The sequence below is a fragment of the Lysinibacillus fusiformis genome, assembly GCF_003049525.1.
Taxonomy (GTDB): domain Bacteria; phylum Bacillota; class Bacilli; order Bacillales_A; family Planococcaceae; genus Lysinibacillus; species Lysinibacillus fusiformis.
In genome coordinates this window covers 996,886-1,022,406 of the sequence record NZ_PYWL01000001.1, presented here as the reverse complement: position 1 = coordinate 1,022,406, position 25,521 = coordinate 996,886, and the positions used below count along the sequence as shown (strand labels likewise).

30 protein-coding genes and 1 other RNA gene are annotated in these 25,521 nt (G+C 36.2%); 19 read left to right on the top strand and 12 right to left on the bottom strand.

All coding sequences use genetic code 11. From position 1 onward, the window contains the following. The first annotated feature begins 1 nt into the window (after position 1). Complete coding sequence (locus tag C9J29_RS04915) at positions 2–781, top strand: YqhG family protein (protein ID WP_008176300.1); 780 nt, start codon at positions 2–4, stop codon at positions 779–781. Between the two features lie 35 nt (positions 782–816). Here the strand turns inward: C9J29_RS04915 and C9J29_RS04910 are convergent, their stop codons facing one another. After that, positions 817–1,137, bottom strand: coding sequence for an ArsR/SmtB family transcription factor (locus C9J29_RS04910; RefSeq protein WP_036222843.1), 321 nt, complete (start codon positions 1,135–1,137; stop codon positions 817–819). Beyond that, on the bottom strand, positions 1,137–1,559 hold the full coding sequence (locus tag C9J29_RS04905; RefSeq protein ID WP_008176296.1) for an SRPBCC family protein: 423 nt from the start codon (positions 1,557–1,559) through the stop codon (positions 1,137–1,139). The genes C9J29_RS04910 and C9J29_RS04905 overlap by 1 nt, the downstream gene beginning before the upstream one ends. A 166-nt stretch (positions 1,560–1,725) precedes the next feature. Between C9J29_RS04905 and C9J29_RS04900 the strand changes: the two genes are divergently transcribed. The 6 genes from C9J29_RS04900 (at position 1,726) to ytxJ (ending at position 5,841) form a co-directional block, all read left to right on the top strand. After that, positions 1,726–2,364 carry a LysE family translocator gene (locus C9J29_RS04900; RefSeq protein WP_008176294.1) on the top strand — a complete coding sequence of 213 codons (639 nt, stop codon included), beginning with the start codon at positions 1,726–1,728 and terminating at the stop codon, positions 2,362–2,364. A 223-nt stretch (positions 2,365–2,587) separates the two neighbouring features. Then, the gene (locus C9J29_RS04895; protein WP_107921727.1) at positions 2,588–3,460 is read left to right on the top strand and encodes a LysR family transcriptional regulator; all 873 of its coding nucleotides are present in this window, start codon (positions 2,588–2,590) and stop codon (positions 3,458–3,460) included. A 119-nt stretch (positions 3,461–3,579) separates the two neighbouring features. After that, positions 3,580–4,287, top strand: a complete 708-nt coding sequence (locus C9J29_RS04890; RefSeq protein WP_107921726.1) for a CoA transferase subunit A — start codon at positions 3,580–3,582, stop codon at positions 4,285–4,287. Then, positions 4,287–4,928, top strand: a complete 642-nt coding sequence (locus C9J29_RS04885; RefSeq protein WP_096363429.1) for a 3-oxoacid CoA-transferase subunit B — start codon at positions 4,287–4,289, stop codon at positions 4,926–4,928. Before C9J29_RS04890 ends, C9J29_RS04885 begins: the two co-directional genes overlap by 1 nt. A gap of 69 nt (positions 4,929–4,997) precedes the next feature. Continuing rightward, positions 4,998–5,411: a VOC family protein gene (locus tag C9J29_RS04880; RefSeq protein WP_089985926.1), complete on the top strand. Its 414-nt coding sequence runs from the start codon at positions 4,998–5,000 to the stop codon at positions 5,409–5,411. Between the two features lie 100 nt (positions 5,412–5,511). Continuing rightward, positions 5,512–5,841 carry a bacillithiol system redox-active protein YtxJ gene (ytxJ, locus tag C9J29_RS04875; RefSeq protein ID WP_008176284.1) on the top strand — a complete coding sequence of 110 codons (330 nt, stop codon included), beginning with the start codon at positions 5,512–5,514 and terminating at the stop codon, positions 5,839–5,841. A gap of 50 nt (positions 5,842–5,891) precedes the next feature. On the opposite strand, the gene C9J29_RS04870 is transcribed toward ytxJ, so the two are convergent. After that, positions 5,892–6,353, bottom strand: coding sequence for a hypothetical protein (locus C9J29_RS04870; protein ID WP_237068742.1), 462 nt, complete (start codon positions 6,351–6,353; stop codon positions 5,892–5,894). Positions 6,354–6,419: 66 nt separating this feature from the next. Between C9J29_RS04870 and C9J29_RS24210 the strand changes: the two genes are divergently transcribed. After that, positions 6,420–6,578: a hypothetical protein gene (locus C9J29_RS24210; protein ID WP_008176280.1), complete on the top strand. Its 159-nt coding sequence runs from the start codon at positions 6,420–6,422 to the stop codon at positions 6,576–6,578. Between the two features lie 37 nt (positions 6,579–6,615). Here the strand turns inward: C9J29_RS24210 and ssrS are convergent. Next, positions 6,616–6,808, bottom strand: a non-coding RNA gene (gene ssrS, locus C9J29_RS04865) — 6S RNA. 246 nt (positions 6,809–7,054) lie between these two features. Between ssrS and C9J29_RS04860 the strand changes: the two genes are divergently transcribed. Beyond that, a complete protein-coding gene (locus C9J29_RS04860; RefSeq protein ID WP_008176276.1) occupies positions 7,055–7,393 on the top strand; it encodes a zinc ribbon domain-containing protein YjdM in 339 nt (112 codons plus the stop codon). A gap of 34 nt (positions 7,394–7,427) precedes the next feature. Here C9J29_RS04860 and C9J29_RS04855 read toward each other — a convergent pair whose 3' ends face one another. Together C9J29_RS04855 and C9J29_RS04850 are read right to left on the bottom strand one after the other, a co-directional pair. Further along, positions 7,428–7,964, bottom strand: coding sequence for a zf-HC2 domain-containing protein (locus tag C9J29_RS04855; RefSeq protein ID WP_036222825.1), 537 nt, complete (start codon positions 7,962–7,964; stop codon positions 7,428–7,430). Between the two features lie 103 nt (positions 7,965–8,067). Further along, positions 8,068–8,706: a YfbR-like 5'-deoxynucleotidase gene (locus C9J29_RS04850; RefSeq protein ID WP_008176273.1), complete on the bottom strand. Its 639-nt coding sequence runs from the start codon at positions 8,704–8,706 to the stop codon at positions 8,068–8,070. A 171-nt stretch (positions 8,707–8,877) separates the two neighbouring features. On the opposite strand from C9J29_RS04850, the gene C9J29_RS04845 reads away from it, so the two are divergent. Then, a complete protein-coding gene (locus tag C9J29_RS04845) occupies positions 8,878–9,318 on the top strand; it encodes a DUF2269 family protein (RefSeq protein ID WP_107921725.1) in 441 nt (146 codons plus the stop codon). 46 nt (positions 9,319–9,364) lie between these two features. On the opposite strand, the gene C9J29_RS04840 is transcribed toward C9J29_RS04845, so the two are convergent. From C9J29_RS04840 to C9J29_RS04825, 4 genes are all read right to left on the bottom strand, one after another. Then, positions 9,365–11,206, bottom strand: a complete 1,842-nt coding sequence (locus C9J29_RS04840; RefSeq protein WP_090002409.1) for an ABC transporter permease — start codon at positions 11,204–11,206, stop codon at positions 9,365–9,367. Continuing rightward, the gene (locus C9J29_RS04835; RefSeq protein ID WP_008176267.1) at positions 11,196–11,957 is read right to left on the bottom strand and encodes an ABC transporter ATP-binding protein; all 762 of its coding nucleotides are present in this window, start codon (positions 11,955–11,957) and stop codon (positions 11,196–11,198) included. Before C9J29_RS04835 ends, C9J29_RS04840 begins: the two co-directional genes overlap by 11 nt. Before the next feature lie 103 nt (positions 11,958–12,060). After that, positions 12,061–13,047, bottom strand: coding sequence for a sensor histidine kinase (locus C9J29_RS04830; protein WP_090002411.1), 987 nt, complete (start codon positions 13,045–13,047; stop codon positions 12,061–12,063). Then, on the bottom strand, positions 13,044–13,733 hold the full coding sequence (locus C9J29_RS04825) for a response regulator transcription factor (RefSeq protein WP_090002413.1): 690 nt from the start codon (positions 13,731–13,733) through the stop codon (positions 13,044–13,046). The genes C9J29_RS04830 and C9J29_RS04825 overlap by 4 nt, the downstream gene beginning before the upstream one ends. Before the next feature lie 366 nt (positions 13,734–14,099). Here C9J29_RS04825 and C9J29_RS04820 point away from each other — a divergent pair, with 366 nt between their 5' ends. Then, on the top strand, positions 14,100–15,104 hold the full coding sequence (locus C9J29_RS04820; protein ID WP_089985933.1) for a GGDEF domain-containing protein: 1,005 nt from the start codon (positions 14,100–14,102) through the stop codon (positions 15,102–15,104). Here C9J29_RS04820 and C9J29_RS24575 read toward each other — a convergent pair. Both C9J29_RS24575 and C9J29_RS24565 read right to left on the bottom strand, forming a co-directional pair. Then, entirely contained in the window at positions 15,099–15,527 is a 429-nt protein-coding gene (locus tag C9J29_RS24575; RefSeq protein WP_237068741.1) for a bacterial transcriptional activator domain-containing protein, read from the bottom strand. The two genes, C9J29_RS04820 and C9J29_RS24575, sit on opposite strands and share 6 nt — an antisense overlap. 435 nt (positions 15,528–15,962) lie before the next feature. After that, positions 15,963–16,265, bottom strand: a complete 303-nt coding sequence (locus C9J29_RS24565; protein WP_255250259.1) for a response regulator — start codon at positions 16,263–16,265, stop codon at positions 15,963–15,965. A 464-nt stretch (positions 16,266–16,729) separates the two neighbouring features. Between C9J29_RS24565 and C9J29_RS04810 the strand changes: the two genes are divergently transcribed. The 8 genes from C9J29_RS04810 (at position 16,730) to nhaC (ending at position 25,519) form a co-directional block, all read left to right on the top strand. Then, positions 16,730–17,488, top strand: coding sequence for a 3D domain-containing protein (locus tag C9J29_RS04810; protein ID WP_008176257.1), 759 nt, complete (start codon positions 16,730–16,732; stop codon positions 17,486–17,488). Positions 17,489–17,611: 123 nt separating this feature from the next. Continuing rightward, positions 17,612–18,163 (top strand): superoxide dismutase family protein, encoded by a 552-nt coding sequence (locus C9J29_RS04805; RefSeq protein ID WP_008176255.1) that lies wholly within the window; start codon positions 17,612–17,614, stop codon positions 18,161–18,163. Between the two features lie 274 nt (positions 18,164–18,437). Next, positions 18,438–19,430 carry a TAXI family TRAP transporter solute-binding subunit gene (locus tag C9J29_RS04800; RefSeq protein ID WP_089985935.1) on the top strand — a complete coding sequence of 331 codons (993 nt, stop codon included), beginning with the start codon at positions 18,438–18,440 and terminating at the stop codon, positions 19,428–19,430. A gap of 114 nt (positions 19,431–19,544) precedes the next feature. Then, the gene (locus tag C9J29_RS04795; RefSeq protein WP_089985936.1) at positions 19,545–20,063 is read left to right on the top strand and encodes a DUF1850 domain-containing protein; all 519 of its coding nucleotides are present in this window, start codon (positions 19,545–19,547) and stop codon (positions 20,061–20,063) included. Continuing rightward, positions 20,060–22,099, top strand: a complete 2,040-nt coding sequence (locus tag C9J29_RS04790; RefSeq protein WP_089985937.1) for a TRAP transporter permease — start codon at positions 20,060–20,062, stop codon at positions 22,097–22,099. The genes C9J29_RS04795 and C9J29_RS04790 overlap by 4 nt, the downstream gene beginning before the upstream one ends. A 248-nt stretch (positions 22,100–22,347) precedes the next feature. Further along, positions 22,348–22,491, top strand: coding sequence for a hypothetical protein (locus C9J29_RS24205; protein WP_008176247.1), 144 nt, complete (start codon positions 22,348–22,350; stop codon positions 22,489–22,491). Between the two features lie 189 nt (positions 22,492–22,680). Next, positions 22,681–23,790 (top strand): amidohydrolase, encoded by a 1,110-nt coding sequence (locus C9J29_RS04785; RefSeq protein ID WP_008176246.1) that lies wholly within the window; start codon positions 22,681–22,683, stop codon positions 23,788–23,790. 280 nt (positions 23,791–24,070) lie between these two features. After that, a complete protein-coding gene (gene nhaC, locus C9J29_RS04780; protein WP_008176244.1) occupies positions 24,071–25,519 on the top strand; it encodes a Na+/H+ antiporter NhaC in 1,449 nt (482 codons plus the stop codon). Positions 25,520–25,521: the final 2 nt, after the last annotated feature.

The window sequence follows — 25,521 nt, the reverse complement described above, 5'->3', positions numbered from 1 at the left end:
TATGTATCCGCAGCAAGTTCATGAGTATTTAAAGGGATTTTTCGCCGAAAATGAATGCCCTATTTTAGGGGAAGAGAATCATTCTTTGACCGTGCAGTTGACGGTAGATATTGATAAAAGGATTATGAATAGACCATTTTATTGGCAATATATAGAGGCAACTAATAGTGAACCAAACCCAGCTCAAGTGACCTTTATTACAGATCAGACAGCTATGGCCGGTAACTTGTTTGGTGAAGTTATTCATTATGGCTCACCACGGTTAAATCAGCTTTTTCATGCGACAGGAGAACTAGGTGCCTATGTCCAATTATTTGAAAAAGTTGATCATGCAATGGGGCAGGTTATCCTTACTCCATGGCTAGGCGTTAATTTTAAAGTTTCCTATTGCTGTGATCGGACAAAAGAAATGATGTATTCATTTGGTATTAATTTATTAACGGGTGTTATCAAAGAGAATTTTCATGAATCGATTTATGCCTCAGATTATGACTCCGAACCAGCAGAGAATGTTTTTCATGTGCAATATATAATAAAACCAGTACGTGCTCTTGAAAGATTAAATGCAGCAGTGGAATCCATTATTGAAAAGGATGATCATTCGTGGGCCATTGAAGCGCAAAAGAGATGGCAACGTGATCAACGAGTATTGGATTATTTTTATGAGGATGTAGAGGATAAACCGGAATGCTATGAAATTGAAAGAAAAGCATTAGAGGAGCAATACGAATCTAAAATTAAAATTGACATTATTAATGGAGGATTATTTTATCTCTTTTAAATGAGGAGCTGTCCCTAATAAGACAGCTCCATATTTTAATTGTCTTCCACCAGGCTTTGTAGCTGCGCCAATTTATTGTCCCAGAATAAATGAAAGTATTGGAGCCAATCCTCAATTTCCTTTAAACGCTCACTATGCAAAGTGTAGATCTTTTCGCGACCTTTTTTTTGAGCAGACACAAGCTCTGCCTGTTCTAAAATTTTTAAGTGCTTCACAACAGCTGTTCGACTAATCGCAAAATGCTCTGAAATATTAGAGATAGGTCTATCACTAGATGCAAGTAGCTTTAAAACATTTCTTCTTGTCGGATCTGCAATTGCCTGAAAAACGTCATATTTAATTGCTTCTTGGATCATTAGGCTTCTGCAATTTCTTTTAATTTATGGTGGATGATCATTGTCCAGCCGCCATCCATTTTTGTGCGAATGGCTTCAGTAGCAGCGTTAGCTTTAGGAATAATATGTGAAGCTTCCTTCCAGCCACCATGTGTTAAGGTAAATTCTGTTTGTTCTCCAACTTCCTTTAGCTCAAAAGTAACGAACCAACCATCCTCATCCCAAGCAAATCTTAGAAAATGTGGCGCATCTACACGTTCAACTTTACAGGGTGAGGGACCAAACGGCGATTGAATCGTAAATTCATGTCCCTCAATAGGTTGAAAATCATTGGGCATAAACCAAGCAGCAATTTTTTCTGCAGTTGCTACAGTATCCCACACCTTTTCTATAGGTGCATTAAGTGTAATTGTTTTAACAATATCGGGTAATTTTCCGCTCATGTGTCAATCTCCTTTATAGATAAAATGTAACCATTAGGTGTTATGAATATATAACACCTAATGGTTGTATGTCAATGTTAAAAGAAAAAATTTAGTATCTTTCTGTAAGGAAGTACATATGCTACAATTATTTTTATAATTTTCTGACAGAAAGTAGGGGAGCAAAATGGTTAACATCTCTGTTTTCTTAGTTATGTGCATTTTACTCATAATTTTACCTGGTCCAGATACAGCTATTGCGACAAAGAATACCTTGATTGTAAGTAGAAAAGGTGGCTTGCAGACTATTTTAGGGTCTTGCGGTGGTTTATTGATTCATACGTGCGCAGCTGTCATTGGGCTTTCCGCTATTATTGTGAAATCAGCTTATGTGTTTGCTGCATTAAAGTATATTGGTGCAGTTTACTTATGTTATTTAGGTATTAAAACATTGTGGACCTTACGGACAATTCGTGCACAATCACCCGAAGTGCAGGATGAAGCTAATATGGATCATAAGTACTCACATCAATCATGTTTTAAGCAAGGGTTCCTCACTAATGTGACGAATCCGAAGGTGGCTGTATTTTTCCTAACATTTCTTCCTCAATTTGTGGATGGAACGAGTGGAACATTCCTACCGTTTTTAATGATGGGATTAATATATACAGCTTTAACGATGTTATGGTTTGTATTTTATGTCTATCTATTAGATCGCATTAGTGCATTTATGAAAAGGCCAACTACTAAGGCAGTAATCGAAGGATTGACAGGTGCTGTGTTAATAGGATTCGGCATTAAATTAGCATTGGAAAAGGCCCACTAATAGTCAATACACCACTATATTTAGATGTAAAAATCTAATGATAGGTGGTGTATTTTTTTGTTGAAGAGGTGTGTGGAAAATCAAGGAATATCTTCTGGATGATAGTTGTAGTTTCCGTGCACTTATTTTTTCTAGAAGGATTACCATAGATGAAGAAGAATTAATTACTATAAGAGAATTTTGCTGAGACTTTCATCAAAAAGAATAAATGGGGAAGATATTTATGGAATTACGAGATTTAAAAGCATTTATGTCTGTTGTCGAGCATGGTAGCTTTACGAAGGCTGCGAATGAAACATTTGTATCTCAGCCTTCATTAAGTAAAAGCATAAAAAAATTAGAAGATACATTGCATGTAGAACTATTGAATAGATCTACACGCAATGTCGAGCTAACAGATGCAGGTAGTATTGTTTTTAAACAGGGGCAAAAAATCATGCGTTCCGTTCAAGACCTGCACATTTTACTAGATGATTTATTAAATATAAAGAAAGGCTCCATCAAGCTAGGGATTCCACCTTTAATTGGGACATTATTTTTTCCGAAAATGGCTAGAGAATTTCATCAACAATATCCTGACGTGCATTTGGAGCTTGTTGAACGAGGTGCAAAAACGGTGGGTACGTTAGTAGAAAACGGTGATGTTGATATGGGGATTGTTGTACTACCGACCGATGAAAGGAAGTTTTCGGTTCAGCCATTTGTAGAAGATCAATTTTATGTATTTATAAATGAACTACACCCATTAGCTCAGTTTAACGAAATACAATTGCAGGATTTAAAAAATGAAACCTTTATTATTTTTGCTGAGGAGTTCGCTTTACATGATTATGTGATTAAATCATGTGAAAGTGTTGGATTTTCACCAAATATAGGCTATAAAAGTTCGCAGTGGGATTTGATAGTTGAACTGGTCTCATCAAATTTAGGAATAACATTACTGCCATATTCTATTGCTACTAAGCAAACAAATAATAATGTCAAAATGATTCCCTTAGCTAATTTTGACATGCCTTGGCGTTTGGGGATTATCACCAAAAAAAATACATATCAATCGTATGCCTTAAAACAGTTACTTAATACGATACGTAAGTAAGAAATATAGCGATTTATTCTATTTTGGAATAAGTGGTATTCTAATTAATTCCTTTACTTGTAAAATGTTAATAAGGTAGAATTTTTCTTAATAAACGAGCAATTTTAGGGGGTTTCGAGATGAAGGATGGGAAAGTGTGGGGTTCATTTGAAGAGGCGGTTGCTGATATTAAGGATGGAGATATGTTAGCAGTAGGAGGATTTGGTCTATGTGGTATACCAGAAAAGGCTATTGCAGCTTTAGTGCAGAAGGGCACCAAGGATTTAACAGTAGTCAGTAATAACTGCGGTGTAGATGATTGGGGCTTAGGCTTACTATTAGCGAATAAGCAAATAAAAAAAATGGTTGCCTCTTATGTAGGTGAGAATAAAATTTTTGAGCAACAATTTTTAAGTGGTGAGTTAGAGGTAGAGTTAACGCCTCAAGGAACACTTGCTGAGCGCCTACGTGCAGGAGGAGCAGGGATTCCAGGGTTTTATACAGCTACTGGAGTTGGTACGCCCATTGCTGAAGGCAAAGAAGTAAAGGTTTTTGATGGGAAAGACTATATATTAGAAAAAGGAATTACTGCTGATTTTGCTCTAGTTAAAGCATGGAAAGCAGATAAGCTAGGTAATTTAGTGTATAGAAAAACATCACGTAACTTTAATCCGCTAGCTGCAATGGCAGGTAAAATTACCATTGCTGAGGTTGAAGAAATTGTAGAAGTTGGCGAGTTAGACCCAGATCATATCCATACACCAGGAGTTTTCGTTCAACGCGTTTTATTGGGTGAAAATTATGAGAAACGTATTGAGCGTTTAACAGTGAAAAAGGGGGAAGCGTGATGGCTGATACAAGACAAAGAATCGTAAATAGAGCAGTAAAAGAAATTCAAAATGGCATGAATGTAAATTTAGGTATTGGTATTCCAACTTTAGTTGCCAATGCTATTCCAGCCGATTATGAAGTACTTTTACAATCAGAGAACGGATTACTTGGCATCGGTCCTTATCCAGTTGAAGATGACGTAGATCCCGATTTAATTAATGCTGGGAAAGAAACCGTGACAGCTATGCCAGGTGCCTCATTTTTTGATAGTGCAGAATCATTTGCTATGATTCGCGGTGGCCATATTGACCTTGCTATTTTAGGCGGTATGGAAGTTTCAGAGAACGGGGATCTGGCAAATTGGATGATTCCAGGGAAAATGGTCAAAGGAATGGGAGGCGCCATGGACCTTGTAGTAGGAGCAAAAAGAGTCATCGTCGTTATGGAACATGTTAATAAAAACGGTGAATCCAAAATAAAAAAACAATGTGAACTCCCATTAACAGGTAAAGGTGTTGTCCACCGGTTAATTACAGACTTAGCTGTATTTGATTTTACTAAAGATGGGATGCAGCTTATTGAATTAGCAGAAGGCGTTACTTTAGAGGAAGTAAAAGCAAAGACTGCGGCTTCGTTTCATATAGCTTTAGCACAATAATTACAGACTTAGGACTGTTTTCAACGTGGTTGTATCATCCTATACTCGTTTAAAAAGGGAGAGTTTCGGATGGACCAAAAATGGACAAATGAACTAGCAGTTGCACAGGTCAGAGTAGCAAGGCCAACAGATCAATTAAAAGAAATTGAACGATTTTATTGTGAGGGTATAGGTTTAAAGAAAATTGGGTCTTTTTCTGGGCATCGTGGCTATACAGGAATAATGGTTGGTCTTCCAAATGCACACTATCATTTGGAATTTACAGAACATGTTGAAGGGAGCCCTTGTCCTGCTCCAAGTAAGGATAATCTGTTAGTGCTCTATATTCCAAACAAAGAAACCATTCATAGCATTACTAAACGCTTATCACGAATGGGGTACCCTGAAGTAGAGCCTGAAAATCCATATTGGATGCAGAAGGGTATTACTATTGAGGACCCTGATGGCTGGCGCCTTGTATTAATGAATACAGAGGGCATTTAAACAGAAGAAGGAATGCACGAGCTATAATCGTAGTCTCGTGTTTTTTTTGTCAAAATAAATACCCTATATAGTATATAATTTATAAGGGGGGTATTTATATATGCAACGAATTAAAACTTTGGATAGTTGGAAAGAAGTGTTAGAACAATCTCACGAAATGCCATGTCTTGTCTTAAAATTTAGTCTGACATGTATAAGTAGCATTTCAGCTTTAAAGGAGTTCAAAGCATTAGCGACAGAATTACCTAAATATGTAGTCATTGTCCAAAAGGAACGTGATGTTTCCAACGCCATAGAACGTGATCTACAGGTAAAGCACGAATCACCACAGTTTATAATTTTGCAGGGTGGTAAAGGAATTTGGCAAGCAACCCACTACAAAATAAAACAGTCTCTTTTAGCGGAGGGACTTAGCCTATATGTGAAATAAACAAAAGATACCCCTTCATACATGGAGGGGTATCTTTTGTTTCAATAAAATTAATCCTCTAAAGCTTCACTTTCATGATAATTCGTTGCAGTTGACTCGATATCAACCTGTAAATAATTGGCCCAATCTACTTTATGATAATCCTCTTCACTAAAATAAATATTCAATACTTCTGTCATGGTTTTATCTCCATTTGGTTCAGTAAGTGGAGCATACCAAGTAACAGCAGGTGTCTTCACATCTTTCAGCTTGGACAAATCAGCAAAAATTTTAGTGGAGTCCTTCAGCATCTGACTTTTCGAACCTTCTGTCACATCCGTATCTTGTATTGATATTGTGACAACACCTTTGGATTCTTCAACCGTGAACTCATTTTTAACAATTGCTCCGACAATATCTTCAACGGAAGTATTTTGATCTACTGCGACCTCTTTTGGATCGTCACTCTTTCCGCAAGCTGTTAGAAGCAGTGAAGCAAATACCATTACATACATTAACTTTTTCAATATCATTACCTCCCTTGTTACTCCATATATGCGCAAATTGGAAGGGAATTATACAAAATATGAGAAGGTTGTATGCACTTTTTAAAACTAGGATTTAAAACGGTAGATGAACATGTCCTTTTTGAGGGGTTTAGAAATAGGATATTTAAAATTGAAGATATAGCAGGTGCTTTAGGGCAAATGCGTATGTGGGATTTAGATACATTTTTCAAACATAAAAAAGCACCTTAACCACATTGGCTAAGGTGCTGTAAAAGTAAATGTAATATAAAAAGCCGCGTATGCCGTAGTTATTATAGAAAGTTTTAAACCACCACTCCTCAAAGTGGGTGTTCGCAGAAGTTTTCCTGCTTATCCTCATGCACCGTAGTGTGAGGCCCGTCATTCCAACTCCAATAATAAAACTCCCTTTTACAGCTTAAAGGTTAAAACTTAATATTATACGAACAATGCAGCCTTTATGGATATATTAAAGCATGATCGACAAACATGCAAGTAAGATGATTGCTTGAAATAAGTCAATGGGCAGGTGTCCCAAATTATGCAATACGTAACGACAAATACCTTTAGAAAGGAACTGGAGCTTCATATTATTTTCACAAATACGAACAAAAAATACGAACAACCTTTGCTTATTATGGACGACTATGTAAAGATAGGAGCATATAGAGGATTTATCTAGCAAAAAGTAAAAGGAGGAAGCAGAAATGGCAGCTTATCCAAATTGTCCAAAATGTAATTCTGAATACACATATGAGGATGGAACGAATTATGTATGTCCTGAATGTGCGCATGAGTGGAGCATGGACGCAACGGAATCAGAAACAGATGCACTTGTTGTCAAAGATGCAAATGGTAATCTGTTAGCTGATGGTGATTCAGTTACGGTTATTAAGGACCTAAAGGTAAAGGGGAGTTCTTCCACTTTAAAAATAGGAACGAAGGTAAAAAGCATTCGTCTTGTAGAAGGGGATCATAATATTGACTGTAAAATTGATGGCTTTGGCGCTATGAAATTAAAGTCAGAATTTGTGAAAAAAGCATAGTGAATTGAAAAAGCGTCTAAACTCACACGAATGTTTAGACGCTTTTTTTATTAGTATTTATTTTAAAAATTTTGCGTAATAAAATGGCAAAGGCCGCACCTACTAAGGCAAAAATCGTATGTAAGAGAGCGATATAGCCTGCTCCCATCAAAAGTGCCCCAAATTCTGTTAAGGAGTAGGTGGTAATATAGAGCTCATTCGTAAGGTTGTCGATAATCGCCCAAACAAATACAGGCACAGAGCTAATGATAAAAACAATCCAAATGTTTTTATAGAAAAGGTAAGACAGACAACCGAAAATGGCATACGAAATGACAAAGCCCATTTGATTGCCAAGTAACGATGAATTAATGGCAAACATGAAAGAAAGTACAATAAATATAAGATGAAAAAAAGATAACGTTTTTTTCATCGGTATGTATTCTTTTTGAATTGGTTTTGAGCTAAAGAGCTGCTGACAGTGCGAACAACTTGCTAAATGCTGCTCTACATATATTAATGTTGGTGCTTGGAGCATTTGTTTCTTATATAACGGTAATAAATCTTCTACAATTGGGCAATCTTCTGACAAAACTCTCCCTCCATTCAATTACCTTTCATTATACGATTTTTTTAGAGGAAATAAAAAAAGCCTTCCTGAACTTTTCATTCGGAAAACTTGTACATGCACCTGACTATTTGGCTGTTAGTACTTCATTTGTTAATGCTTGAATATCAATATGGGTTTTTTCCTGTACGGCGTCTTTTAATATTTCAGTGCGGAAATATTGGACAGTTGCTTCAAGTGGAATGGCTAAAAGCTTCGATAAGGCATTTTGATACATATAGACGAATTCTTTGTCAGTATTACCTCGCTTTAATTCTGCAAAAGCTTCATAGAATTGGTCCAGCTTATCCGCAAATTCAAGTAGACGCCCTTCTATCGTACTATCCTTGCCTTCTTTCATGCGCTCAAAGAAAATGGCTTGAAATTCCTCTGGGATTTCATTGCTAATAAACTTTTCCATCATCTTTTCTTCCACATGTGCTAGCATTTGCTTGAGCTCGGGGCTAGCATGTTTTACTGGGGTTTTAATGTCACCAATAAAAACTTCAGCAAAGTCATGATTAATTGTTTTTTCATATAAAGATTTCCAATCAATCTGTACGCCATTCATTTCTTCTAATGTCGCGAAAAACATCGCATATTGTGACACTTTCCAAGAATGTGCTGCCACATTATGTTCTTCAAATTTAAATCGCCCAGGGCAACGAATAATTCGTTCTAAATCATTGAGGCTTGTAAAAAATTGATGAATTCCTATAAAAATCACTCCTTTTGTTCTATAAGTGCATGTTACTATAAACAATACCCTCTTTGTAAGATTTTCAAACAATTTAACAATGATTCAATTTGTGTTTACAAAGGATTCACAATTATTGAATAAGCAGACGAAGGTTGAATGCTATAATGTAGGGGACTGATGAAAAGGGGAGTACACATCATGTTTTCCATTTATACGCTTCTTCTTTATATACATATTTTAAGTGCGGTTCTTTCGATTGGGCCATTGTTCGTTGTGTTAACGATTGTAAAAAAAATGCGTACAGCTTCAAATGGTGAAATGCCACCATATATAGAATCTTTTAAAGGGGCTATTGCCATTGTCAAACATTCAGGACATGTACTTGTAGTATCAGGTATTTTACTAATGTGGCATGCCGGTTACCATTGGGGTACTTCGTGGATTGTTCTCACTTTCCTCGTGATGCTTGCATCCATAGTATTTTTAGCCAGAGCGTTTAAACCAACATTACGGACTTTTAATACACCAGCATATAATCACCAACGATTTGTTGCTCTATTGCAGCGTAAGACGTGGATGTACATTTTGCTATTGCTCATTATGTTATGGCTAATGGTGGCAAAGCCAATTGTTTGGTAACGAGTCCTTTATTATTGAAAAATCGCACCCCGAGGAGTGCGATTTTTTAGTTTACTAAACGTTTGAAATAGCTTTTTCTTATCCATAAATAACTGATGAGGAACAGCACAAAGAAACAACAAGAACTGGCAATGGAAACTTGTAAAAATGCTGTAGAGACCATTGTACGCATAGCTAATAAAATAGTAAGTAATAGCAAAATTGCTATTGTGAACGGTACAAATATAAGAATGGCCAATTCCTTTGCAATAACAGAGGCTAATTCTTTTTTAGACAGTCCTAGCTTACGAATGCCCATATATTTTTCTTTTTCCTGTAACAATGTTGTTTGTAAATAGAAGTAAAGTATACTCATGGCTGCACTTAAGAAAATTAAACTTAACATAGAGCCAATGAAGAACATAACGCTTTTAACAAACATTTCCGAATCATATAAGTTGATTTTGGATGTAACGTAACGTTCACCAGGTAAGGATGGTATATCTTCGGTAATGGTCTTTGCTAATTCTGTATGAGCTGTCCAATTTTCTAATTCATAAATATAGGTTTTATAAACAGGGTAATCAATCGACTGATAAATAGAATCTGGCACAATGAAGTAAGTTTCCTGAAACCCTGTAGATAGTAGGTTCTTTTCGTTAATTTCAGCGAGTTTGAATGATTTTATATAACGGTCACTAGCATTGTTGGTTATCGGTGCTATACCATGATTCCCAGCAACGGCGATAAATTCATTTTCATTAAGGCTGAATTTCTTTTGTTGTAGCAGATTGTAATCAGATAATGACATATAGCCAAGGCGTTGATTTTCATCTGATTTAAATTCAATAAAATACTTGTTTGCTTTTACTGTTGCTAGCTTCGTTTCAAGTTTGTCTAAATCCTCCTTTATTAAACTGTCTTCAGCTTTTGGGTCCGCGATATATTGAAAGCTATACGGATAATTTCCTTCACTATCTTTCTGAACATTGTAATAAGAGCTAAACAAAATGCTTGTACATAGGAATACGCCACTTAACAATATGGTAATTAGAAATAGCATATTGGCATGGGATTTCATTTTTGCATTTAAATTTGACGCTAAAAGCATATTTGTTTTGCGAAGGTAAGCGGGAGACTTCTCAAATATTTCCAGAAATAGACGTAAGCCTTGAGCAATGACTAAATAAATCGTGCTAATAATGCTAGCGAAAAATAATAAATAAAAGAAAACACTTAAAGACTCTACAATGGCATGCTCAATATTTAGTAAATAAGCTAAAAGGGCGGTCATTACTATGCTAGCAGCTAATAAAATATAATGTGGTTGAATTGATTTTTCGATAACAGTATCACTTTTTAAAAGCTGTATGGAGGCTTCCTTATTAATCAATTTAGTGACGATTTTGGAAATTACCATAAATAAGATTAAAAATAAACCTATTGTTAAACCAATTGCCTGCAGAGGTATATACATACTAAATGTTTCTGCTTTTAACACTACTTTAGCGGCCATCAAGAACAGGGGAGTCATGACAAGACCGAGAACGATTGCTGCAATAATCGCCATAATTCCAATGAATAGGTTTTCGCGGAATATTAACTTTCGTACTTGTTTCATGGAAGCCCCTGTAATCATAAAAATGCCAAGAGTTTTAGACTTTTTGCGTAAAAATGCCATGATCGAATAGATGATATAAATAAATGAAAATAAATAAACAAGCATACTAGCTAGCATTAATGAAATGCCAAGTGTTGAGTCAGGATCTAGGCTTTTTAAGCTGGGATGAAAGACGATTACAGAAAATAAAAAGAATATAATGATGGAAAACATACTGCTTAGAAAATAAGACACATAAGTCCATTTATCTCGTAAAATATTTTGGATAACAATGTGGTTAAAGGTCATGTTGCCCACCACCTAGAAAAGCAAGAGTGTCCATAATTTCTTGATAAAATTGCTTGCGATTGTTGCCCCGATGTATTTCATTATATAATTTTCCATCCTTGATAAATATAATACGATTGGCAAAGCTTGCTACGTAAGGATCATGTGTCACCATGAGAATGGCAGTTTGTAGTTCTTGATTGATGGAGGTAAATAAGTCCATCACATCATTGACGGCTTTTGAGTCCAGATTCCCTGTAGGCTCATCTGCTAACAATAAGCTAGGTTCATGGATAACAGCACGAGCAATAGCTACTCGTTGCTTTTGCCCACCTGAAATTTCATAAATCCGTTTCGGTAATAGCTCCTCAATTCCAAGAAATTGCGCTACATGCTTTAAACGTTGACGCATTTTGGCGCTAGGTATGCTATCTAATGTTAGCGGCAATAAAATATTTTCCTTTACCGTTAACGTATGAACAAGGTTAAAATCCTGAAAAACAAAGCCTAATTCAGAACGTCTAAATTTTGCAAGGTCCTCATCATTTAAAACATAGGGATTTCTATTATTAATAACAATATCTCCAGCAGTGGGGCGATCAATGGTGGATACACTATTTAAAAATGTTGTTTTCCCACTTCCGGAGGGCCCCATGACTGCTACAAACTCCTGTTGCTGTAACTGGAAATCAATGCCTTTTAATGCCTTGTAGGTAATCTCCCCGATATATTCTTTTTGCAAATTGGTCACTTGAAGAATGATGTTTCCCAACTTGGAACAACTCCTTTAAATTAATTTGATAGCTATAGTATAAAAAAGGAGCGATCAATAACCCATTTCACTTGATGACGGGAATATGACAAAGTTGTCATATTCATTTTATAAGACTGCTTGAGAAATTGATGGAAAACTTAGTGTGATCATGTGAGGATTGCAAGGTGAAGGGATGGTCTAGTATAGTTAAAACCTTTTTCACTAAAAATAATCCTATGCCTGTTGCTTCTCCATTTGTTCGTCCTTTTTTGCCCGTATAAAACAAATCAAAGACACGAGAAATTTCGTTAGTAGGGATTGTCTCACCACGGTTATCGATATGCAAAAAGTCGTTGTCATAATCAATATGGACAGTGCTTGCAACTTCACTGTATTTGACAGCATTATTTAATACTTGATAAAGAACAACCTTTAACCATTTACGATCGGAGTATATCATTTGATCTTCTGCCAGCGTTAATTTTGGGAAAACCTCTTTTGTAATAAAATAATCTTTCAAATCATTCACGACTTCTTTTACAAGCTCTTTTAAAAGAATAGGCTCAATTTTTAAATCAGCTACTAAGTTTGAACTACGCTCATACGTTAATAGCTGATTGAGTGTAAATGTCAGCTTATCACATTCTTTACTAATGGTTTGCCATTGCTGTAATTCGTTAGAAGTCATGGTGGACGCTGATTGTGTAAGTAATTGAATAACAGATAGCGGTGTTTTCATTTGATGTGCAAAATGTGATAATACGAGATGCTTTTCCTCCGCTTGCTCCTCTAATTGTTGCTGTTGCGTTAAATGTAAATATTGCATTTGTCTTAGTTTTTCACTATAGGCTTGTTCGATTGAAGCTTGGGGCTCATACAGATGAAGGTCGTCCCTCGATAGATCTTCTTTTTCTAAGTGTGTATATAGTCGTCTCCTTCGGTAATAACGGCCAACAAGCCAAAGGATAAATAGAAAGCTAACGAGAAAAATAAAATAAAAATAATGCGCTGTTAAATCATCTAATGCTTGAATCATCCAAGGTAAGAGTAGGAAGCTGATACCATAAAGAATAATAATACTCATATGATCTTTAAAAAACAGCTTCATTTTTCTTCCTCCACAAGTTGATAACCTAGGCCGCGAATGGTTTTAATTTCAAGCTGAGAGTGGATAGCTTCGAATTTTCTTCGTAGACGACCAATGTTCACAGATAATGTGTTTTCCTCCACAAAGGTTTCATCATCCCAAATAGCACTTAATAGTTTTTGGCGAGCTACAACATTTGGATAGGCTTCGAACAGTAGTTTACTGAGCTGCATTTCTTTTAAAGTTAGCAGGCTCTCATTGCTATCTGTTTGGAGACGGACTGTGTCTGGGTTTAATGTGGTATTGGCTATTGTAATGGTGGATGTATCAAAGGAAGCATACTCACCATATGTACGCCGAAGTAAACCATTCACTTTTGCCATAAAGACATCTAGTGAAAATGGTTTAGTAATAAAGTCATCAGCACCATTTTCAATACCATATACTTGATCGATATCATTGACTCTAGCTGAGACAATGATGATTGGACAAGTGGAAAGCTGACGAATTTTACGTGACCAAAAATATCCATCAAAGGTCGGGAGATTGATATCCATAATGACTAAATGTGGTTGGATGTCATTGAACTCTTCTATGATGTGCTGAAACTGTTGCACTGTATGGCATTCAAACTGATATTTCGATAAATGTTCGACAATCAGTGAAGCTATATTGCTATCGTCCTCTATTATGTATATTTTGTACATATCTATCGACCCTTCCTTCGCTCTTTACTTTATAATGTACCCTTTTACCATAAATCTATAGAAGAATTGTACCTTGGAACATCAAAAAAGAGCTACCACAAACTTACTTGAAGCTATTTTTAAATAAATTCCCTGTTAGACCTTTAGAATTATAAAGAATACTTTAAGTGTGAACAGAAAGAACTAATCGAGATGTATGCTTTCTTTGAATTCAAGCGCTTTACTCAATAAAGTAAAAAATACCCAGCTGTTAAGTTTTCTTTAAGAAGTATGACGTATGATGATTGAATAGATATATTAAATTTTAAGTTAAAACATAGATAAGATTTAACGAAAAAATCATCTCAATGGGAGAAATGATCTATTGTGGGTAAATTCAAGTTAAAGTTATCATTTCTTATTGTTTGTATGACAATAATGGTTGTACTGGCGACATCTGGTGTTAGTATTTGGAGTAGCTATCAAAGTTTTAACGAAATTTTGATGGAACATTTTATGCAAGATACATACGTAAAGGGATCTTCTGCAATTAAAGACGGCTATCTAGAGGACTCGATGAAGGAAGATATTACATTAGAACCATTTTTGGAACAGGTAGCTTCAAATGAAAAGATTATTCCTTTTAGCCTGTTTCTTAAAAAGGTTTTTGTCCCTATCGTTTTAGTCATTGCTATAGTAGTGGTGCTCGCTATATGGCTAGCATTAAAAATAGTACGCCCCCTAAATGAGCTTTCGACCATGATAGAAGCTGGCGAAAACGGGCAGGGGAAAGAACATATTGCTGATTGGTATGATGAAGCAAAGTTGCTGAAAAAAAACGTACAAAATATGATGATTTGCGCAGAAAGTAAAATTACTGATTTAACGGATCAATTAAATTTAGACTCATTAACAGGTATTCCGAATCGCAGAATAATGGATCAAACTCTCCATGAATTAATTATTAATAAAGTTCCGCATTCAGTTATCTTAATTGATCTAGATGATTTTAAAAGTATAAACGATACGTATGGTCATACCGTGGGGGATGAAGTATTAAAAGCTTTCGCTCATCATATGCAGCTAAATATGGAGGAGCAAGGTATGTGCTTCAGGTATGGCGGAGAAGAGTTTATGATTATTTTGCCTTCAAGGAGTATAGATGAAGCGGTAGAACTTGCAGAAAGCTTGCGGGTTAAACAGGCCTTACAGGAAACTGCGTGTGGTAGACCTGTTACAATGTCCGCCGGAATTACTGCTTTTACACCAAATGTACAGAGCCCAAATCAATTGATAGAAATTGCAGATCATGCTCTGTATAAAGCAAAACAGTCAGGGAGAAATTGTTTATGTGTAGTACGGAATATGAGACAAATGATTATTAAATCATGAGTAAAAGCATGCTGGCTTTCTACACCAGCATGCTTTTTTGTCGTCACTCTTGGTTGTTGTTTCCTTCATAGGCAAAACATTTAACTTAGACAATAGAGTACGTTTAAAAGAACGGTAAATTTTTATAGCCTCTGCTCGGTTCCCAATATTAGCATAGTGCTTGATTAATTGCTGGACAGCTTGATCGGAATATTGATTTAACTTTAAATCTATAAGTAACGAACGTTCTAGGTTTTTGACATCCTGAACTTGTTCATAATAATGGGCTAGTTCTTTCAGTAATTGAGTAAATAATTTATTCATCAAATTTGCTTTACTAGCAATCGGGTAGGCCATCGTAGCCATAAATTCTCCACGATAGTCTTGAAGAAGTGCTTCAGCCCTTTCGATATCCAATTTTCCGGTTTGTTCTTTTTTATTCAAAATAATCTCTAAATCATTAGCGTCACATTGAATATGGTCTAATGTTAAAATATAACACCCGTTTGTATGATCGATTACCTCTAAAAAGCCCTATGCTGAAAGGGAGGAGCGAAGGTATGAGACGGTGGTATGCAGTTGAAGCCTTGCTTTATTAAAATCAGTATAATAACTCCATAGATTATCAATAATAGTGTCACGAGGCACAGGGGTATTGAGATGTAAAAAAAGTAGTGCAAACAATTCTTTCGTTTTAATAGTCCGCCAATGAGAGGTTTTCCTTCATAGGAAACAACAAATTCTCAGAAGCATTTTATTTTTAGCAATGGCTCTGAATGAAATCATGTTGGCAATGACGTTATTTTTGGCTCAAGAAGATCCTCAACCCTTTGAATAGTCGTCGCTAAGCGAGATGTTGAAACGGGCTTTAACAGGTAATCATTGAATGTAGTTCAAAGGCTTGAACAGCACAGTCTCGGTAGGCTGTAACAAAACAATATAGATGCTCTCATTCCACGATTTTAATAGTACGGCAATGTCTAATCCATTCATACTTTTCATTTCAATATCTAGAAATGCTACTTGAAAGTCCAAGCTCGGTCCCTCTATAAGTAGATCTTTTACAGATGTAAAAGTTTTAATAACCTCAAACCTATCAAATTTTTGCAAGTGTTTCTCCATACTAATAAGTGCTAAAGGCTCGTCGTCCAACAATATCGTCCGAATCAAAATAAAAAACACGACCTTTCATTTCAGTTTAGAGGTTATTAGATTGAGATATCTATCCTTTGTATGGATGTGTTAGGATTTGCTGCTGAGGTAAATGCTCAGTAATTTACCTCAGCAGACATATTTAATTTCCATGCATGTTGCCATGTTTACCTCACGATTTGAAAATGGTTTTGGATGAATTCTCAATTTTTTATGTCATCTATTTCTTCTTTTATTGCCCGTAAATAGTAAATATCTAATATAAAAAATACTAGTCTAAACGATGATTTTTCCATCTAATTGGACGATTTGTTAAAAAAATAATCGAAATTGTATAATTTTCCGTTTTTATAGTAATAATTCCTAATATCAGGCAGACAGTCCTGAGTTATTAATTTGTAAGCTTATTGTTGCTTGCATACTAGATTATTTGACTCTAGCGTGCTAACAGCAGACTTGCAAAAAATAATAAAATATTGGAGGTATTACTAAACATGAAGAAGAAAGCTTTAGCTTTAGCAGTAACATTGACCGTTGGTTTGAGCCTATATGCCAGTCCTTCCTCTGCGAAAGACAATTCCGGCAATATTCTATGGGCACTCCCTCAAATTTATAATTTAACCGTTGGAGAATTTCAACAATTGGCAGAAATGGATTCGTTTTGGTTTTATCCAGAGCAAGATTTAGTGAAGGACACATCAAATACAGAAAAAACATTGGAAGATGAATATGTCATTAAAGGCGGTGACACATTATTTTCAATCGCACGTAAAAACGATATAACAGTTGATGAATTAAAAGCATGGAATAACCTTGGTACAGATTTGATTTTTGCTGGTGAATCTTTAGCTATAAAAGCTTCGGCAGCTAAACCAAAACCTAAAACATCAGAAGCAGTTTCGACAAGGGTGGTGGCTTCAACAGCAAAAACGAAACCTGCGAGCGCTCCATCAAGTGGATCTGGTAGAACGTTAACAATGCGTGCTACAGCCTATACAGCCTATTGTGAAGGATGCTCGGGAATAACAGCGAATGGAACGGATATTCGATCTAATCCAAATTTAAAGGTAATTGCGGTTGACCCTCGTGTCATCCCGCTTGGCTCAAAGGTATGGGTAGAAGGATATGGTGAGGCGATTGCAGCTGACACGGGCGGAGCTATTAAAGGAAATAAAATTGATGTCTTTATTCCTACCGAGGGACAAGCTCTTCAATGGGGCGTCAAAACAGTAACCGTCAAAATTCTAGACTAAAACATGAAGGGATTTCTCATAGGAGAGATCCCTTTTGTGCATGTAACGACCTCGGTAAAATTAATAAAAAGTGCATAAGTATTGATTAACTTGGAAACCATCAGAAATAGAGGAGGTATTTTTATGAAAAAAATTAGCTTAATTAGCCTTTCTTTATTAGTTTTAGTTGGTGGTTGTAGTTTCTTTGATAAGAAAGAAGAAAAAGTACAAGTAAATGCATCATCCCCATTAACAGCTACTGCAAAAGTCATTGGTGCAAATAACGAAAGTTATGGGAACGCGTATTTTCAGGAAGAAGATAATGGTGTAATGATGACCCTGGCATTATCAGGCCTACCACCAGGTACACATGGAATTCACATTCATGAAGTAGGGAAATGTGAGCCCCCTAAGTTTGAATCGGCTGGTGCGCACTTTAATCCGACCAAAAAAGAGCATGGTAAGTTAAATCCAAATGGTTATCATTTAGGGGATTTACCCAATCTAGAGGTTGGTGACGATGGCAATGTCGATTTGAATTTCTTAGCAGAAGGGCTAACATTACAAAAAGATCAACCAAATTCGTTGTTAGACAGTGACGGAAGTTCAATTGTTATTCATGAATCAGCAGATGACTATAAAACAGATCCAGCAGGTAACTCTGGTGCAAGAATTGCTTGTGGCGTTATTCAATAGAATAGAAACTGTATCCAATCATCATTGGATGCAGTTTTTTAGTTTTCGTTATTTATATGCACTTTTTATACGGTTTTGAATTTAGAAATTATATGTTTTTTATAGGTAAAAAAAGGTTAATTAAATAATAAACTATTTTTGAAAATTAATAGTAATGATCAACAGTTGTATAAATATAATATTCAGAATTTACTATAAAATAATTGACACAATAATACTTAATTTGCTAATTTTATATAGATTGTAATTATTATACTCAATGAGGGGGAGAACGATGGAGAAGAAACAATTTAGATGGTTGCTTTTATTAAGTGCGTTTGCACTTATGATTTTAGCAGCATGTGGGACAGATGGCGGAAGTGGCTCTAAGGATACGGACGAGAATGCTTCGGAGTCATCCGAAAAGCCCAAGTTTTTAAGTCTATTAACAGGTGGAACACAAGGTACTTATTATGCACTTGGAGGTACATTTGCTGATCTCATTACGAAAGAAACAGATATTAAAACAACTGCTGAGGTGTCTCAGGCATCTGCTGCCAATATGACTGCTTTGCAAGAAGGTAAAGGCGAAATTGCATTTGTTCAAACGGATATTGCTTACTATGCTACGGAAGGAAAGCTTATGTTCGATGGAAAGAAAATTGATACAATTTCAGCTTTAGGTGCCCTTTATCCTGAAACAGTCCAATTAGTTACTACAGAAGCAACAGGTATTAAGACTTATGCGGATTTAAAAGGGAAAAAAGTGTCTGTAGGGGCACCTGGTTCTGGTACTTATGCGAATGCCGAGCAATTACTAGAGATTCATGGCTTAACAATGGATGATATTAAAGCTCAAAATTTAGATTTTGGGGAGTCGACAGATGGACTTCAATCAGGTCAAATTGATGCGGCATTTATTACTGCAGGTACACCAACAGGTGCAGTTGAAGCGTTAAATGCTACAACGAAAGTAAATATAGTTGGTGTAGATGCAGGTAAAGCGGATGAATTAATTGCTAAATATCCTTATTATGCAAAGGATACAGTAAAAGCAGGGACTTATGGTATTGCAGAAGATACAGAAACGGTTTCAGTTCTTGCTATGCTAGCAGTGAAAAAAGAACTACCAGAGGATGTTGTCTATGCTATGACAAAAGCTATCTATGATAATACTGATAAGATTTCTCATGATAAAGGTAAATTTATAAAAGCTGAAACAGGCTTAGATGGTATAAGTATTGACATTCATCCAGGTGCTCAAAAATACTTTGATGAGAAGAAATAGTCTAAACTATCACTAAAATATGAAGGGGCTCGAATTGCGTAAAGCTTCGAGTCTTTTTCCTACTATAAGGTGTGAGTATAGGCGAGTAGCTTTTAAAGTAGGGAGAAGGATAAAATGCAACAGAGGAAAGTTAGTATTGCAGTCATTTTAGTAATCTTCTGCTTAATTAGTGTAGTTATTCTTCCATTTCAAAAGGTATTCACCTTTACAGAAACGCGCACGGCAAATCCGAGAGTATACTACATACCAATTACTGAAAATGAAAAATTTCAAATTAGATATACCCATTCCATACATAATTCAGATGTATTCGAATCCTATCAACATGTAAAGGGAAATCGTATTAAGATGTTAGAGATGGAATATGAAGATTTAGCAATAGGTATGCCAGGCTATGCCGAGGAGGGCCAAACATTTATAGAAAGGGACGGCAAATATGTTCTTCAATTTGATGATCATCGAGTCATTGACAATTTTACCATTTTAATTGGCGATTTGGATGTAGATTTGGTATTCAACTATGAAGGCGTGGAATATGATTTAAAAAAAGATTTACAAAGGGGAAAATCCTATTTATTTGAAATAAGGCAATTATCTCTTTATGAACAGTGGAAAGGAGTAAGGATGAAATGACAACACAGGAAAAAGCAAAGAAAGAAAGAGTAGAAGAATTCGAGCAAATTTCTGCTGAAGAGCAACAAGCTATACTTGAAAAATATGATATTGAATCCAACGTAAGAACTGTAACAGGTATTATGAGGCATGTCATTTTCTATGGTCTTTTAGCATTCTCTTTGTTTCAACTTTATACAGCCATTTTCGGGCAATTCCCAGCACAAATCCAACGTACTATCCATTTAGGCTTTGGTTTGACACTTATTTTTCTACTATTCCCTGCTCGTAAAAAAGCACCAAAGCACAAAATTGCATGGTTTGATTATTTATTGGCTTTGCTTTCAATAGGGGTAGGGTCGTACTGGTCTATGAACTATACTGAGCTTGTGAATCGCAATGGCTCTATAACACAAATGGATTTTATTGTAGGTCTTATTGCTGTTTTATTAGTGCTTGAGGCCGCTCGTCGCGCAGTCGGGCTTCCAATTACGATTATTGCAGCATGTTTTTTAATCTATGCTTATTATGGTCCGTATTTTCCGGCATTTATGGCACATAGAGGACAGGATTTAGAGAGTCTTGTAAACCTTATGTATTTTACAACAGACGGGATATTCGGTACCCCAATTAGTGTGTCAGCCACTTTTATATTCGTATTTTTACTCTTTGGAGCCTTTCTAGTGAAAACAGGGGTCGGTCAGTATTTTAATGATCTAGCCGTTTCGTTGGCAGGTAAATTAATAGGCGGCCCAGCAAAAGTAGCAGTCTTTTCTAGTGCTCTACAAGGTACCATTTCGGGTAGCTCTGTAGCCAATGTCGTAACATCAGGCTCCTATACGATTCCGATGATGAAAAAACTAGGCTATCGTAAAGAATTTGCAGGTGCAGTTGAAGCGGCAGCGTCAACTGGTGGTCAGCTAATGCCACCAATTATGGGGGCGGCGGCTTTCCTAATGGTAGAGTTTATTGGTCGTGGCATTACGTATTGGGATATAGCAAAGGCGGCAGCTATTCCAGCCCTTCTATACTTTACAGGTATTTGGATTATGACGCACTTTGAAGCAAAACGAGTTGGTTTAAAAGGTCTTAGAGACGATCAAATGCCTAATCGAAAGGAAGTATTTAAGAAAATCTATCTTTTATTACCGATTGTTGCGATTATCGTACTAATGTTAACGGGGACACCTGTTATGCATGCTGCATTGTATGGAATCATTATTTCCATAGGGGTTGCTATGTTTAATAAGGATACACGGCTTAAACCGATGGACGTGATAGAGGCATTGGTCGAAGGTGCTCGTACTGCGTTAGGTGTAGTGGCAGCAACAGCTTGTGCAGGGATTATTGTAGGGGTTGTTGTAAAAACAGGACTTGGTTTAAGTCTAGCCAATAGTTTAGTAGCTTTGGCTGGTGGTAGTATTATCTTGACATTAATATTTGTGATGATTGCTTCACTTATACTTGGTATGGGTGCACCAACTACCGCAAATTATGTGATTACATCGACAATCGCAGCTCCAGCGATTGTAGCATTATTATCGCCGAATACACCGCAAGAGTTAGTACCATTAGTTGTATTACTATCGGCTCACTTCTTTGTGTTCTATTTTGGTATTATTGCAGACATTACACCACCTGTAGCGTTAGCCGCCTTTGCAGCATCAGGTATTTCAGGTGGCGATCCTATTAAAACAGGTGTGAATTCAGCAAAGCTTGCTATTGCGGCATTTATTATACCGTATATGATTGTCTTTTCACCGTCTTTATTAATGATTGATACGACAGTACCACAAATAATATGGGTTGTATTTACTGCTATTACAGGAATGGTTGCCATCGGTTCGGGTGTTATTGGGTATTGGTACCGTAAACTGTACTGGTTTGAAAGAATAATTGTTTTAGTTGCTGGTTTATTACTTATTTATCCAGAGAAGTTCTCGGATTGGGTAGGTTTAGGCATCTTTATTCTCATGTTTGTGATTCAAGTATTATCCCATAAAAAGGGTAGTCACAATGATCATACAAATGACAAAACGGATGTGACTGTATCGTAAATTTTTGATGTAATACAATAGTAGTCTGCTCTAATAATAGCTGGCCCACGGTTTCAGTCAGGTGCTAATAGGCAGACTTTTTTTATTATTTGGAATTAAAAGGAATAATTTGTATCTCGATTGTTCTAAAAATGAGATTGATTTTATATTAATAATGCATAATGAGTATAATTTATTGCGTTTTATCGAAGTCCTATTGTATAATTCTTTTATCAGAAAATTCAATTAAATAAAAGAGGGGTGATACAATGGGTAAATTGTTAAATTCTAAATTTGAGACATATTTAATGGATCAAGAATTTGACCGTAAGGAAGAGGAAGAAAGAAATGAGGAGTCATTAGCAATCGTGCAATATGAGGAATATCCAGAAGGATTTTTTACAAGTTTATAATAAATACTTGATGGCTATGTTGAAAGAGATAATAACTTTTAACATAGTCCATTTTTTTGTGTCCTTGCAATTTTAAGTGGCATATAAATTTATTAAGCTACTTCATATTAATGGGTCTTACTGCGTATATACTTTTATAAAATAGATTCATGTATAATGAGAAACAAAAATGCGTATAGAGGTGTCGTTATGTCAAAAGCTATAACATTAGAAGAAACAATGCATCAATGGTTTGAACATTTTCACAAATACCCTGAAGTGAGCTGGAAGGAGTTCGAGACGACAAAAAAATTAGCGTCAATCTTAGACGAATTGAATGTTTCTTATCGCTTGCTTGGGGATGTACCTGGATTAATTGCAGAAATTGGAGCAGGTGAAGAAGTTGTTGCGGTACGTGCTGATATTGATGCTTTATGGCAAGAAGTAGATGGGAAGTGGCAGGCAAATCATTCTTGTGGACATGATGCTAATATGACTATGGTGCTTGGCGCATTATTACTACTTAAAGATCAACCATTGCAACATCGCGTCCGTTTTATTTTCCAGCCTGCCGAGGAATTAGGGAATGGTGCAGTCGCTGCTTTTGATCGAGGAGCTGTTGAGGGAGTATCACATTTATTTGGTGTACATTTAAGACCTATTGAAGAGCTACCCCTTGGTAAAGTTTCACCAGCTATTCATCATGGTGCTGCCTATTTCCTAGATGGGACTATTCAGGGAATTGACGCTCATGGGGCGAGACCGCACCAAGGGAAAAATGCTATTGATGTCATTATGGCTGTTCAACAAATGCTAAACAGTATTCATCTATCGCCTTTTGAGCCCCATTCTGCCAAGTTAACAAAAATTATAGCGGATGGCGGTAGTACAAATATTATTCCAGGGAATGCTAGTTTCTCGATGGACATTCGAGCACAGCATAATCAACAACTTGAATTACTTCGTAACAAAATTGAGTCTGGCTTAAAATCAATTCAGCAACAATTTGAAATTGATATGAATTGGAAGTGGCTTGATTTCACACCAGGCGCGGAGGTGTCAACAATTGCTGCAAAAATGGCGAAAGAGGCAATTGTTCAAGCATTGGGCGAGGAATATTTAGCAGATGAAATAACGACTCCAGGCAGTGATGATTTCCATTTTTATACCGTGAAGAAGCCAGAATTAAAAGCGGCAATGATTGGAATTGGGGCAAACTTAACACCAGGATTACACCATCCTAAAATGACATTTGATCGTAGCGCATTAATTGATGCTGCCAAAGTACTTGCCTGCGTATTAGAAAAAAAACCTGAATAAAAAAATATTTTTTTAGCTATATGAAAAATGCAATAATTTTTTCATATAGCTTTTTTTGCATGAACATTTCTTTAAATGCATGGATATTCAAGGGTTTGCGGAGCTTTTTATTGCTACTTGAAAGCGTTTTATTGCCCTAAAACAAAGGGATTTGCTAGAGAAGCATAATTTTTTTGCGTTGACTTTTAATTTTTTGAATATTAAGCTAAAAAACGTAAAAAATTATTTGCGTCTTTGAAAAACCGAAAAGGAATTTGGTGCAAAAAAAGGGGATGGAAAAATGAAAAAGGATATAAATGCGGGCTGGGCACTACTAACTTTTGCAATTATGATTATTACAATGTTAATTACAGTAGTTGTTTTAGAGCAAAGTCCTCACGTACCTCTTCTTGTCGGCACAACTGTAGCAGCAATTGTTGCCAAAATGCATGGATACAAATGGTCTGAAATTGAAGAAATGATGTATAAGGGGATACGTTTGGCATTACCTGCCATTGTCATTATTATTTTAGTAGGTTTGACAATTGGAGCATGGATTGGCGGCGGGGTCGTAGCAACGATGATTTTCTATGGCTTAAAGCTAATATCTCCAGCGTGGTTTTTAGTAACAATTATGCTCTTATGTTCCATCGTGTCATTAGCTATTGGTAGTTCGTGGTCGACGATGGCGACAATCGGTGTGGCAGGCATGGGTATTGGTTTAAGTATGGGTATTCCAGCAGCTATGATTGCCGGTGCGGTTATTTCAGGTTCTTACTTTGGAGATAAAATGTCACCATTATCAGATACAACGAATCTGGCAGCTGGTTTAACAGGTACAAATTTATTTGAACATATTAAGCATATGCTTTATACAACGATTCCAGCGTTAATTATTTCACTTGTTGTTTTCGGATTTTTGGGTAGAAAATTTGCAGATGTTTCGATGAAATCAGAAGAAATTTTAACAACGTTAAAAGTGATGGAAGAAAGCTTTGTTATTTCTCCTTTACTATTACTTGTACCAGTGGGTGTTATTGTTTTAGTAGCTAAGAAAGTACCAGCAATTCCAGCTTTAATTATTGGGATTGTATCAGGTTTCTTACTACAAATTTTTGTACAAGGCGGTTCGGCTGCAAGTGCTGTACAAGCATTACAAGCCGGATTTGAAATCTCGACAGGCAATCACATGGTAGATGATTTATTTAACCGTGGTGGTTTAGATTCTATGATGAATACGGTTTCAATGACCATTGTGGCGATGACATTTGGTGGTATTCTAGAATATTCAGGGATGTTGAAAGCCCTTATGAATGTAATCATGAAGTTTGCTAAATCTACGGGGAGCCTTATTGCTTCAACAATTGCAGCGTGTGTCACAACGAATGCAACGTGTTCAGAGCAATACATTTCAATTGTAGTCCCTTCACGGATGTTTGCAGGTGTCTATCAGCAACGAGGCCTACATTCTAAAAATCTATCTCGTGCTTTAGAAGATGGGGGAACATTAACATCTGTTTTCTTCCCATGGAATACTTGTGGTGTGTTTATTTTAGCGACATTGGGTGTAGGCGCTATGGAGTATGCACCATATGCCATTCTTAATTTCATGGTACCTATTATTTCCATCATCTATGGATATATTGGTTTTGCTATTGTTAAATTAACGCCAGAAGAAATGGCGGAAGCAGAGAAACGTAAAAAGGAACAAGAAATGGAAAACACTGATAATATGGTAATGGTTGATTAATC